Source organism: Pseudoalteromonas sp. GCY (assembly GCF_016695175.1).
Taxonomy (GTDB): domain Bacteria; phylum Pseudomonadota; class Gammaproteobacteria; order Enterobacterales; family Alteromonadaceae; genus Pseudoalteromonas.
The window spans coordinates 2,748,363-2,761,025 of sequence record NZ_CP068023.1; the positions used below are offsets into that span (position 1 = coordinate 2,748,363).

General features: G+C 43.3%; 14 protein-coding genes. 5 read left to right on the forward strand and 9 right to left on the reverse strand.

Annotated elements, in window-relative coordinates; translation table 11 throughout:
• The first annotated feature begins 56 nt into the window (after window positions 1–56).
• Together JJQ94_RS17585 and JJQ94_RS17590 are read left to right on the forward strand one after the other, a co-directional pair.
• Window positions 57–551, forward strand: coding sequence for a peptidylprolyl isomerase (locus tag JJQ94_RS17585; protein WP_095727440.1), 495 nt, complete (start codon window positions 57–59; stop codon window positions 549–551).
• Window positions 552–609: 58 nt separating this feature from the next.
• Complete coding sequence (locus JJQ94_RS17590) at window positions 610–1,335, forward strand: UDP-2,3-diacylglucosamine diphosphatase (protein WP_099029307.1); 726 nt, start codon at window positions 610–612, stop codon at window positions 1,333–1,335.
• A gap of 9 nt (window positions 1,336–1,344) precedes the next feature.
• On the opposite strand, the gene miaE is transcribed toward JJQ94_RS17590, so the two are convergent.
• Entirely contained in the window at window positions 1,345–2,127 is a 783-nt protein-coding gene (miaE, locus tag JJQ94_RS17595) for a tRNA isopentenyl-2-thiomethyl-A-37 hydroxylase MiaE (protein ID WP_099029308.1), read from the reverse strand.
• Between the two features lie 209 nt (window positions 2,128–2,336).
• Here miaE and JJQ94_RS17600 point away from each other — a divergent pair, with 209 nt between their 5' ends.
• On the forward strand, window positions 2,337–2,936 hold the full coding sequence (locus JJQ94_RS17600) for a Yip1 family protein (protein ID WP_099029309.1): 600 nt from the start codon (window positions 2,337–2,339) through the stop codon (window positions 2,934–2,936).
• 214 nt (window positions 2,937–3,150) lie between these two features.
• Here JJQ94_RS17600 and JJQ94_RS17605 read toward each other — a convergent pair whose 3' ends face one another.
• The 8 genes from JJQ94_RS17605 to pspA all read right to left on the reverse strand — a co-directional run bounded on the left by JJQ94_RS17605 (window position 3,151) and on the right by pspA (window position 9,779).
• Window positions 3,151–3,495 (reverse strand): 4a-hydroxytetrahydrobiopterin dehydratase, encoded by a 345-nt coding sequence (locus JJQ94_RS17605; RefSeq protein WP_099029310.1) that lies wholly within the window; start codon window positions 3,493–3,495, stop codon window positions 3,151–3,153.
• Between the two features lie 10 nt (window positions 3,496–3,505).
• Entirely contained in the window at window positions 3,506–4,303 is a 798-nt protein-coding gene (gene phhA / locus JJQ94_RS17610) for a phenylalanine 4-monooxygenase (protein ID WP_099029311.1), read from the reverse strand.
• Between the two features lie 255 nt (window positions 4,304–4,558).
• Window positions 4,559–5,737, reverse strand: a complete 1,179-nt coding sequence (locus JJQ94_RS17615; RefSeq protein WP_099029312.1) for a trans-sulfuration enzyme family protein — start codon at window positions 5,735–5,737, stop codon at window positions 4,559–4,561.
• A 190-nt stretch (window positions 5,738–5,927) separates the two neighbouring features.
• Window positions 5,928–6,953: a TIGR01620 family protein gene (locus JJQ94_RS17620; protein ID WP_099029313.1), complete on the reverse strand. Its 1,026-nt coding sequence runs from the start codon at window positions 6,951–6,953 to the stop codon at window positions 5,928–5,930.
• Window positions 6,950–8,362 (reverse strand): YcjX family protein, encoded by a 1,413-nt coding sequence (locus JJQ94_RS17625; protein WP_099029314.1) that lies wholly within the window; start codon window positions 8,360–8,362, stop codon window positions 6,950–6,952. Before JJQ94_RS17625 ends, JJQ94_RS17620 begins: the two co-directional genes overlap by 4 nt.
• 48 nt (window positions 8,363–8,410) lie before the next feature.
• Window positions 8,411–8,812 (reverse strand): envelope stress response membrane protein PspC, encoded by a 402-nt coding sequence (gene pspC / locus JJQ94_RS17630; RefSeq protein ID WP_010371193.1) that lies wholly within the window; start codon window positions 8,810–8,812, stop codon window positions 8,411–8,413.
• Window positions 8,809–9,042, reverse strand: a complete 234-nt coding sequence (gene pspB / locus JJQ94_RS17635; RefSeq protein WP_010371190.1) for an envelope stress response membrane protein PspB — start codon at window positions 9,040–9,042, stop codon at window positions 8,809–8,811. Before pspB ends, pspC begins: the two co-directional genes overlap by 4 nt.
• A 77-nt stretch (window positions 9,043–9,119) precedes the next feature.
• Window positions 9,120–9,779, reverse strand: a complete 660-nt coding sequence (pspA, locus tag JJQ94_RS17640; RefSeq protein ID WP_099029315.1) for a phage shock protein PspA — start codon at window positions 9,777–9,779, stop codon at window positions 9,120–9,122.
• Between the two features lie 182 nt (window positions 9,780–9,961).
• On the opposite strand from pspA, the gene pspF reads away from it, so the two are divergent.
• Together pspF and JJQ94_RS17650 are read left to right on the forward strand one after the other, a co-directional pair.
• Entirely contained in the window at window positions 9,962–11,053 is a 1,092-nt protein-coding gene (pspF, locus tag JJQ94_RS17645) for a phage shock protein operon transcriptional activator (RefSeq protein ID WP_099029316.1), read from the forward strand.
• Between the two features lie 2 nt (window positions 11,054–11,055).
• Complete coding sequence (locus JJQ94_RS17650; RefSeq protein ID WP_442960327.1) at window positions 11,056–12,663, forward strand: ABC transporter substrate-binding protein; 1,608 nt, start codon at window positions 11,056–11,058, stop codon at window positions 12,661–12,663.

Sequence of the window (12,663 nt, forward strand, 5' to 3'; positions counted from 1 at the left end):
CAAAAGCCCAGTTGATATAAAATAGGGTTTTATCATTCAACACGATGGACACTAACATGGTTGTTTTAGAAACAAATCACGGCGAAATCCGTATTAATCTTTTCGCTGACAAAGCGCCTGAAACGGTAGCTAACTTCCTAAACTACGTAAACAGCGAGTTTTATAACGGTACTATTTTCCACCGTGTAATCGACGGTTTTATGGTTCAAGGTGGCGGATTCGCATCGGGTATGGAACAAAAAGCAGTTGAAGCACCGATCAAAAACGAAGCTAACAACGGTGTTGCAAACAAAGTGGGTACCCTAGCAATGGCACGTACGCCAGATCCACACTCTGCAACTGCACAATTTTTTATCAATGTTAACGACAATGACTTCCTTAACTTCTCTAGCGAAACATCGCAAGGTTGGGGTTACTGTGTATTCGGTGAAGTTGTTGAAGGCATGGACGTAGTAAATAAGATTAAAGGTGTTGCTACTGGTTCTTCTGGTTTCCACCAAGACGTACCGCTTGAAGATGTGATCATCGAAAAAGCATACGTTGCTGAGTAATATCCTACTTTTTATTCAAGGCCAGTATTTATGCTGGCCTTATTAGTTTTGAGGTCCCATGGGTAAAACCTATTTTATCGCCGACTTGCATTTAACCGAGCACCGCACTGATATCACCGACGCATTTTTCGCTTTTCTCGACCATCATATGACCGCCGATGTCGACGCTTTATATATTCTGGGTGATTTTTTTGAAGTGTGGATTGGAGACGATGAAAAAGACCCCTACGCCCTGAGTATTGCACAAAAACTGCGAAGCTTGAGTCACCTTGGCATTCAAGTCTTTTTTATTCACGGTAACCGTGATTTTTTAATCAAACAGGCCTTTGCTGACGAATGCCAAATGACTTTGCTACCTGAACAAGCGGTGATAGATCTATACGGCACACCGACGGTGATTTTGCACGGCGACGAGATGTGTACACAAGACGAAGCCTATCAAAAGTTTCGTAAGAAAAGCCGCGGTTGGTGGTGGCCAAGACTGATGCTTGCTATGCCACTTTGGTATCGTCGCAGAGTCGCTGCAAATGCAAGACGTAAGAGCATTGAAAACCAAAAAGGCAAGCCCCTCGAGATTTTAGATGTCACCGAAGAAGCAGTGGCAGACATGTTCGCAAAACATGGCGTAGACAATATGATCCACGGTCACACCCACAGACCAAAAGTGCACACCTACCACGATGGTAAAGTACGCACTGTGCTTGGCGATTGGTATTCACAAAGCTCATATATCGTCGCTGACGAAAGTGGTAAACAGCAGCTCCTTTGCCACCCTTTTGAATAAATTTAGTGCTTAAATAGGCGCACCTGAGTGAAACTTGAAGTCGGGGTCCGGCGAGCTGATAAGCTCGTTTTCCACTTGCTGAAATAGTTGAATGCGCCCAGCTACGTCACAGCGCTTAGGATCGGTTGCGTTGGCAACTTGATGCGCTAAATCAATATAGTCTTGGTAATGTCTGGCTTCTGAGCGCAATAGCGACACATAAAACTTAGCAATTTCTTGATCTAAGTGTGGCGCAAGTTTGGCGAAACGTTCACATGAACGAGCCTCAATGTAGGCACCAATGATCAGTTTATCAACCAGTGCAGCGGGTTCATAAGTGCGAATTTGCTTAATCATTCTAGACGCATAGCGAGATGCTTGTACGTACTCGACGGGAATATCACGTGCCCTTATGATTTCTAGTACCTGTTCAAAGTGATGTAGCTCTTCTTTGATAAGCCTCACCATCTTACTCAAAATGTCTTGATTGTAGGCATATTCAGGTCGTGCAGTCAGTTCACCGATTAATTCATTTTTACTGCCTGAAAACTCGCCATCGCCAACACTACGATAAATAAAATCTTCGTAGGGTTGTAACCAGCTTAACAGTGTTTTTGCTGACGCATCATCTATTGCATATTTGCGAATTAAGAAGGCCGCGCTTTGCGCCGCTTTTAACTCACAATGCATATGATCGATAAGCAACAATGGTAAGTGCTCGCTTTGCTTTGCTTTTTCAATCCAAGCTTGCGGGGTTTCACAACCCAAAAACTGGTTAATAGGCGTAAATAAATCTGTGTACTTTTCTAACATAACAACAAAAGACTAATGTGTTTGCGCCATTTTATCATAACTTCTCGCTGCAAGGTGCACCACAAGGCTATTCCCCAAGAAGTTTTAGATCATTCTGAAAATAGTAATATTGCTATTCAACTACATTTTCTTGACAAAAATTAACTCATCTCTCATAACTTAATTGAATTGTACAAAAATAGTACAAACCTATATCTGAGGGGCTAACTATGATCTTTAATCATCTATGGGGCTTATATGCTCACCCGCACGAAGAGTGGCAAACAATTGATAACCGCCACGAAAGCATGTTTTACAGTTTGTCACATATTGCACTTGTTGCGCTGATCCCAAGCATTATGGGGTACTATTCTTCGGTTTACTTAGGCTGGAGTGTTGGTACTGGGGATGCTGTCTATTTAACTCATGAGTCGGCACTATTAATTGGTGTTGCAATGTACTGCGCATTGATTGCAGGCGTCTTTATTCTGGCATATCTCGCCCACTGGATGGCCATCACTTTTGGCTCAACGCCGACCTATACACAGACTCTAGAGTTATCGGCTTACACGGCAACGCCAATGTTTATGTCGGCATTTGCGGCATTTTATCCTGAGCTTTGGTTTGTCGTATCAGTTGGGATGGTTGCACTCGCGTACTCCGTTTACCTGCTTTATACGGGCGTACCTATTCTTATGCATATTCCTGAAGAGCGAGGGTTTATTTATGCCAGTTCGGTTGTGACTTGTGGCCTAGTGCTGTTAGTCATCATTCTTGCTGCAACCGCAATCTTGTGGACTAATGGCATAATTAGCCCTACGTTTACGTAACCTGAGGGCGGGATAACAAATAGATTAATCTATTTCTGCTAACGCTAGTTGTATTTGGTTGGAAAATGAAAAGACGAACGTTTTCTTGGCTTTTATCCTAAATGATGAATAAAAACGGCGCTTGTTTAGCGCCGTTTTTATTTTGTAGGTCGAAATCTACCATGGGTTCGTCGACATAAATGTCGACCTACCAAACTAATGTCGACCTACCAAATTATAGTGCTGCGAATACTTCGTCAGTTTTAGCGGCACAGATAAAATCGTTTTTATGAAGACCTTTAATAGAATGGCTCCACCACGTTACCGTCACTTTACCCCATTCAGTAAGTAAACCTGGGTGATGGCCTTCTTCTTCAGCCATATCGCCCACCTTGTTTGTGAACGCAATTGCTTGTTTAAAGTTTTTAAACTTGTAAACACGCTCAAGCTGCATAATACCATCACGCACTTCAGGTACCCAATCAGGGATCTGTTTGATTAGAACCGCTAGTTCTTCATCTGATACTTTAGGCGCATCCGCTCGACACGCTTCACATTTTTGTGCACTTAAATCAGACATTGATAATTCCTTAACTTGCTAGTTTTTCTTTTGGCGGAAACTTAGGTTCAAATAACCCTAGCTCTTTTGCTTGTTCAACCTGCGACATGATATCCATTTTAGAGATCTCAAATAAGTCGTTGATTGAGTTAATTGTATAGTAAACAGGTTGCATAATGTCGATGCGATAAGGCGTACGTAACACATCTAACACTTTAAGCGGATTAATTTCTGGTTTGTCAGAGTAAACATATTGAGTCTCACCAGGGCTTGACAGCACACCGCCACCGTAGATACGCAGACCTTGCTCGGTTTGCATCAAACCGAATTCGACGGTAAACCAGTACAAGCGTGCAAGGTATACGCGGTCTTTCTTCTCAGCCGCATAGCCTAGTTGACCATACTTGTGTGTAAACTCGGCGAATGCTGGATTCGTTAGCATTGCACAATGGCCAAAAATCTCATGGAAGATATCTGGTTCTTGCAGGTAATCAAACTCTTCTCTTGAGCGAATAAAGGTCGCTACAGGAAACTGTTTGTTGGCAAGCAATCGAAAGAACTCATCGAAATCAATCAGTGCCGGCACTGGCGCCACCTGCCAACCCGTTTCTTTCGCTAGTACTTCGTTTAACTCACTTAGTTGTGGAATGCGGTCTTTTGGTAAGTTAATTTTCTCAAGGCCTGCCAAATATTCATCACAGGCTTTGCCTTCGATACACGTTAGCTGACGTGCAACTAACTCTGACCAAATTTGATTCTCTTCATCTGTCCAAGCAATAACGCCATTTTCATCTGGCTGCTTGGATACATATTTACTTGCTTTAGCCATTTTACATTCTCACTTACTTCACCCCGAGTTTATGATCTTGCAATTTCAATTGCCGTCCTGTTGATGGTTCGGAGCGCTTCAACTTGTGACTTTGATACTAAGTAAAAGTGAAGGAAAGTTTAATAGTGAGCACGTTTATCACATTTCGCACAACAAGTATTTTCGTAAACTATAAAATACACATGTGTAAAACTAAAATTACACACATAATAAAAAGGGGCTACACCTAGCCCCTTTGTAAAAATTAAATTACAGCTATATTTTATCAAACGCCTGCTTAAGATCGTCAATAATGTCTTCTACGTCTTCAAGCCCCACTGAAATCCGAATTAATCCATCAGATATTCCCGCAGCTAACCTTTCCTCTTGTGTATAAGGAGAGTGGGTCATTGATGCCGGATGTTGAATTAGCGTTTCTGGGTCACCTAGGCTTACTGCTAACGTACACAGCTCTGTCGCATTGATGAATTGTTCACCCTGCTCTAGTGAGCCGTTGATTTCAAAAGCAATAACCCCACCTGCTCCTTTCATTTGTTCGCCAAGAAATTGGTAACCAGGATGCGAAGGTAAACCAGGGTAGTAGACTTTATTCACTTTAGGGTGCGCTTCTAGGAACTCTGCTACAGTTTGTGCGCTTTGACAGTGGCGTTGTACACGCAAAGCTAAAGTTTTCAATCCTCGATTGATTAACCAAGCATCATGAGGACTAATTGTAGCGCCAATGTCTTTTAACACGGTTAATTTGATAAGTTCTATGTGTTCTTTTGAACCGCACACGAGCCCTGCGACCACATCCCCATGACCATTTAGGTACTTGGTTGCACTATGCACAATAAGATCAGCACCATAATTCACAGGCTTTTGTAAAAGCGGTGTCATAAAGGTATTGTCAACGACAAACAAGAGCTCGTGCTGTTTAGCGATCTCCCCTAACATTTTCAGATCTAATACCGTCATGTTGGGATTGATCGGCGTTTCGGCAAACAATAGTTTTGTATTTTCCTGTACCGCATCACGTAACGCTTGCTCATCGGTTAAGTCAACAAATGACACCTCAATACCGAATTTAGGCAACATATGCGCAAATAGTGCGAAGCTACAGCCATACAATGCGCTTGATGCAATCATATGGTCGCCTTGCTGTAAAAAGCTCAGCACCGAAGCAGAAACGGCACCCATACCAGTGGCGGTCGCCGCAGCATCTTCCATTCCCTCAAGTCGAGCTACTTTTTCTTCAAGCTCTCGCGTCGTAGGGTTGCCTAAGCGAGTATAGATATAGCCGGGCTCTTCACCGGCGAACCGTGCCGCTCCTTGCGCCGCGTCTTTAAAGTGGAATGTTGAGGTTTGATACAAAGGAGCGGTTAACGCCCCATGTGGGTCGTTAAAATGATTGGGTCCGTGAATACACTGACTGTCATCTCTTAATTTTTTCATACTTGCCTGCTGATTTTATTATTGCCAACCAAATAAACATGGTAGTGAATTGATTAGCGTCGTTTTTGTGTAATAACCAATATGTAGGGCAGTTTAGAAAAATAGACAAGCATGCCAGATGGGGAGACGGCTAGTTCACTTGTTGTGACTAGCCTGTTTTACTTGAAAAGGTGTATAAAATTGTTGCCGTTTAATCTTTTTTGCTACGCCTTAGTAACACATCAACAACAGAGCTAATCGCACTTTTTAAAAGATTTTGTTTGTGCTCCAAACGTGGTAATGGTCGACAAAGTTCCATCGCCTTATAACCCAAGCGGGCTGTGAATATCCCAGCACTTAGGCCCTGTGCCGAACGGGTAGAAAGCTTACCTAGTAATTCAGCCCCCACACTGGTCGCAGCAAGGTCGCTTACCAGTTCACTTGCGCCAACAAACACCATTTGCTTCAACAACATTTTGTACAAGGTGATGCGGCTGCGATACGCTAATCGAATACCATAATGTTTGCTGATCTTTTCCACCAGCACGACTCCGCGCCAAAGCACCGCCAGCATATCCACAAGTGCAAGTGGACTTAAAGCAACTAAGAGCGCCGATGTTGTCGCATGCTCTTGAATTAGCTTTTTAGCTTCGGCATCTTGGCCACGGAGCAAGGTTTTTTCATATAAAGTGATGACTTCTTTGTCTGTGTGGTGAGGCTGTAATGCCTCTTCAAATGCGGCAACCTTTTGCTCTGGATGCGCTTTTAATAATGGCGCAAGCCAAGCTCGCGCCTCGCCGATTTGGTCACTTTGTAATAAGCGCTGGGCATCATGCTTAATTTGCTGATGTTGTTTAAGCTTGCTAAGTGCGATGACTTCCGAAAATAAGAATTTAAATAGCGCAAGTAAACCAAGAGACAACACGGTGGTGTATAGACTAAATAGCAGAATATTTTGCTCATAGCTCTCTATCAAGGTCAGTGCTGCTTCCACAATAATAAGTACTAATAGCGCGAGCAAAAAGCACTGTTTAAACCCAAATCGCCAAGGCGATTCGTAAATACGTTCAATTTTCGGTAACTCGGGTTCAGGCACAGTATCAAGGCTCTCACTCACAACCAGCTCATTGCTGAGAACTTTGCCTTCACCACCCAAATGGCGAGACTCATCTTGGCTTTCAGTGTCGATGTTTAAGCGCCTACCCGAACCTTGGTAAGATTTTGTCTGATCTGTCATCTTAATTTATCTCCAATTAAGAACTGCAAAGCATGATCAAGCCTGATATGCGATAAGTTTCCTTGCCTCGCAGGTAGCGGTTCAAACGCTAAAAACTCAAACCCATTTTGGGGCCAAGCCTGCGCTTTTGGAACGTGATCAGGCGGGGTTGGTGGTACATAATTGATAAACTGCTGCTCGCCGACCGGCTTGCCGTAGATACATTGCACATGTTGCGTCCCCTCTTTCACCACTTTCGACTCAACACTTCTCACCGAAGAAAGAGACATCGTATCCACAGTTACCCCGTTGAAGCGAAGCTCATTAGCACTGTCCACCAACATTTCATTTAACAACCTTGTCAAATTGGTCTGCTGCTCGTTCAAGACGCCATCACATTTGTTGGCGGCAAATAGCACCTTATCTATTTTTGGGTTAAATAAACGAGACAAAAAGCCACTTTTACCGTGAGAAAACATGGCGAGGATCTGCTTTAACGCAACTTCTTGCTCTTTCAATGTGTCATAGCCATCACTTAAGCTACCCAATAGATCAACTAACACGACTTGGCGGTCAAACTGGCAAAAGTAATCTTTATAAAATGGCGCGATTACTTGCTTTTTATAGGCTTCAAAACGCTCCACAAGCTGTTGATATTGTGAATGCTCGGTAATGTCGTTTGGGTGAACTTGTACCGGGAAAAACAGCAATATTGGCGCTCCCTCAAGGTCACCCGGGATCAACGCTCGGCCAGGCTGCAAATTAGATAAACGTGTGTCCCGCTGCAACTGCGCTAAAAGCGCATGATAACTTTGTGCAAGTATTTTCAGCTTACTTTCATCCACTGCTTCCGTCCCATCAAACTGCTCGAGTCGCTGTAAAAACGTTTGTGCAAATGGCTGATATTTAGGCTTATTTAATAATGCAAATTGCTGCTCACACCACTCGGGAAAAGTCATTTTAAGCAGCGGCAAGTCCATTAACCATTCACCTGGGTAATCATATAGTTCAAGATATAATGTATGGGTTTGCGCTAAGTGCTGTTTGAGTCCGCGTTCACTATGATACCTAAACGCCAGTGTTAAGGTGTTGATACGTTTGGTTGACGCAGGCCATTTGGGCGGCTCTTCTAACAAACAAGTTATTGCTTGCTGATAGTCAAAAGTTGGCACCGCCAGCGCCTTCTGTGGCTCAGGGCGACACGCAACAAGACGGCCTTCACTCACGACATCTAAAAACGGTAAGTTGTCGGTGCTCGTTTGGGTAGTCAGATGCTTGATAAGGGCCGTGATAAATGCGGTTTTTCCGCTGCCACTAAATCCGGTTACGGCAAGCTTTATATGCTTATCAAAAGAGCGGTGGAGCGTTTTTTTGGCTTGTTGTTTTAACTTATCTAAGGAAGATGGGGTTCGAAAACGTGACGTAGTCATAAGTAGAAAAGTGCCCCTCAAGAAAATGCCAAGGCGGCCAATACCGCCTTATAGCTTGTCTATTTCTCTGCTAACCGTAAATTCAGGGGAAGTTACGTAGCGTTCCATGTTCTGAATGCGACCATCAAGTCGTGATAATCTGTCCTTTAGGTCGTAAAGTGCCTGTCTTGGCGGCTCGCCTTTTTGCCACACCTTAAACTTCACCGATACTTTATCTTCATCTTTCGCATCAGGCGAACGGTTTGGTGTCACTTCACGTTTATCTAAAATAAACCAGCATGCCACATACACGACGATAAATAATGGACCACCAGATAATAGCACGGCTGTGATGAATAAAATCCTAACAAGCCATAACTCCATGTTGAAGTAATCGCTAAGACCTGCGCATACTCCGGCTACCTTGCCGCGACTTGGGTCACGATATAGCTCTCGCTTTAGTCTACTCATAACTTGCGTCTCCATTGTGGTGACTCTTGATCAAGTAAAGCTTCTAATGTTTCAACACGGTCTGCCATTTTTTCTGCCTTGCTGGCTAATTCGATAAGCTGACGATGCTCGTGTTCACTTAACCCTTGGCTTACCTGCTTTTTGCTACGGTAGTGCAAAATTAACCAAAGTGGTGCCACGATGACCATAAAAATAATCAACGGAGCCATCAAAACTTCTGCGTCAAACATAATCTTCTCCTGCCTTCAACCTGGCTGTTATTATTGTAGTTGGTTAGCACCTACCCTGACAGTAGGTGCGATTATTTTCACTTTTCAGCCATTTTCTTTTTCAGCTGTTCAAGCTCGTCATCAATCTTTTCGTTCTTTTGCAGATCAGCAATCTCATCCGCTAAAGATTTCTTACCTAAATCGTAAGACTCGATTTGTGACTCTAGGCCGTCGATTTTGCTCTCATAACGTTCAAAGCGATTTAGGGCATCATCTACTTTACTGCTGTCCAGTGCCTTTTTCACCTCTAAACGAGATTCTGCTGAGCGCTGACGTAGTACAATCGCTTTTTGGCGCGCTTTTGCGTCGGCCAGTTTATCTTGTAATGTACTGACTTCTTGCTGCAGCTTTTCAATGTGCGTGTCTACATGCTCTAGCTCTTTTTCAAGGGCTGCAACATCTTCCGCAGACTTTTGCTTTTCAAGTAAAGCAGCACGCGCTAAATCTTCACGTTCTTTACTTAGTGCAAGCTCTGCTTTAGTTTGCCAATCATCTGCCTGTGCTTTTAGCTGATCTAAACGGCGCGTTAACTCCTTTTTCTCAGCGAGTGTTTTTGCTGAGGTCGATCTTACTTCGACTAGTGTATCTTCCATTTCTTGGATAATTAGGCGAACCATTTTTTCTGGATCTTCGGCTTTATCCAAAATAGCATTGATATTAGAATTCACTATGTCTGCAAAACGAGAAAAAATTCCCATAGTGGTTACCTCTTTGGTTAATAGCTAAATTGCTTACTTCTATGTATCAAATAGCTTGCCAACTTTAACAAATTTAAAAAAACAATAAAATCATAAGGTTATTTTATTTTTAAAAGTCCTTTAGTTATCACTTTTTTTGAAATACACTAGTTATTAGTAAAAACCACTAAGAGTTAGGCAATATGAGTCGTTTTCGCCAACAGGATAATTTATTAGGCCAATCTGACAGCTTTTTAGCTGTGCTAGACAAGGTTTCACAGCTCGCTCCTTTAGAAAAGCCAGTGCTTATTATTGGCGAGCGCGGCACAGGTAAAGAGTTAATTGCGGCGCGTTTGCATTATCTCTCAGAGCGGTGGGATCAGGAATACGTCAAACTGAACTGCGCAGCCCTAAACGAAAACCTCTTAGAGAGTGAATTATTTGGTCACGAGAGCGGTGCCTTTACTGGTGCAAGCAAGCGCCATGAAGGTCGATTTGAACGCGCTAACAGTGGCACACTGTTTTTGGATGAGTTAGCTAATACCTCTGCAATGGTGCAAGAAAAGCTCTTGCGTGTAATTGAATACGGTGAGTTCGAGCGAGTTGGCGGTAAGCAAACCGTAAAAGTAGATACTCGACTGGTATGCGCTACCAATGAAGATCTCCCCTCTCTTGCCGATGCTGGAGAGTTCAGACACGACTTATTAGACCGCCTCGCATTTGACGTCATCACCTTACCGCCACTAAGAGCAAGAAAAGAAGACATCTTATTATTGGCCGAACATTTTGCGATAAATATGGCTCGGGATTTAGGATGGGAGTTATTTAGCGGCTTTACCCGTAAAGCCATCGAAAAGCTGCTTGATTACCCGTGGCCCGGTAATATCCGTGAGCTCAAAAATGTGGTTGAACGTAGTTTATATCGTCATGGCAATGACCAAATTCCGGTTCATGATATTGTGTTTGACCCCTTTGCTAGCCCATTTAGGCCGAGCCAACGGATCAAAGCGTCAAGCGTCCAGCCAACAACTTCAGCCACTCATAAAGTTGAGCCTTTGCCTACGGCGCAACCGAGTAATGAACAGCAGGCAGATCCAGCCCTCGAATTCGACTTCCCTTGTGATTTGAAATCGCTTTCCAACGACTACGAAATCACAATGCTGCAAAAAGCGCTTGAATTTAGTCAATTTAATCAAAAGAAAACTGCACAAAACCTGGGTTTGACGTATCATCAACTGAGAGGTTATTTGAAAAAATACAACCTACTGGACCAAAACCAAAAACAAGAGGCATAGTGGTGCGTAAATTGTTTTTTGGTGTGCTGTGTACCGCTTTATTTGGCTGTACGGATCAGGCACCAAACAAAGTGAATGATAAGTCACAAGGCTTAGTATACTGTGCAGAGGCGAACCCTGTGTCATTTAATCCACAAGTGACCACAACAGGGTCTACGATTGATATTATTGCCAATCAGCTTTATGACACCTTGATCAGTATTGATCCTGAAAGCGGCGAATTCTTACCAGAGTTGGCAACGTCTTGGCAGGTCAGCGAAGACGGTAAATCTTTCACTTTTACCCTGAGGGATGATGTCCAATTTCACGATACCCTCTACTTCACCCCAACAAGAAAAATGAATGCCGATGATGTGGTATTCTCATTTAACCGTTTATTTGATGTTTACAATCCGTACCACTTTGTTGGTGATGCAAATTATCCTTATTTTCAAAGTATTGGACTCGACCAACTGATCCGCCAAGTAAAAAAAGTGGATGAACATACCGTTCGCTTTGATCTGTTCAACGCGGAAAGTAGCTTTTTATCCAATATCGGAACAGACTTCGCCGTCATTCTTTCTAAAGAATATGCCGATCAGCTTATAGAGCTTGAACATAAGCAAGATTTTGATCAAAAGCCCGTCGGCACAGGTCCGTATAAGTACCGTGAATTTTTACGTGATAACCTGATCCGATATTATCGCCATGAGCATTACTGGAAACACCCGGTATACATGGAACAATTGGTCTACGATATCACCACCAATGGTACTAGCCGCATCGCGAAAATGCTAACTAAAGAATGTGATATTACGGCGCACCCCAGTGCGACTCAGCTCACTGTCCTTGAGCAAAGAAAAGACATCGAAGTTGAAAAGGCCGCAAATCTGAATATAGGTTACTGGGCATTCAACACCGAAAAGCCACCATTTGATAATACGCTGGTCCGCAAAGCGCTGGCGCACAGCATAGATTTTGAAAAAATCATGCAAGCGGTATTTTACAACAATGGGATTTTAGCCCGCTCGATGCTTCCTCCTTCTTCATGGGCATTTGAAGCACAGCAAAAAATGCCAACATATGACCCTGAAAAAGCCAAAGAATATTTGAAACAAGCAGGTCTTGAGGGCGGTTTCTCCATGACCTTATGGGCCATGCCGGTGTCGCGAATTTACAATCCCAACGCGCGGAAAATGGCAGAGCTTATTCAACGTGATTTACGAGATATTGGCGTCAATGCCAGAATCGTCGAGTACGAATGGAATACCTTTATTGAACGCGTTGGCCGCCATGAGCACGATAGCGTGTTATTAGGCTGGGCAGCAGATACACCTGATCCAGATAATTTCTTCAGCCCATTATTAAGCTGTACTGCAACATTTAGCGGCAAAAACCCTTCCAACTGGTGTAATCCGGAGTTTGATTTATTGCTCACTCAAGCATTAGACACCAACGATATGGAAGAAAGAAAATACTATTATCAGCAAGCACAAAAAATGGTCATTGAGCAACTGCCTCTCGTTCCAATTGCTCACGGGCTACGGTTCCAAGCAACTAGCTCTGATATCAAGGGCGTCTCACTACGTCCATTCGGTGGTATTTCGCTCGCTGAGGCAAGGAGAGACTAA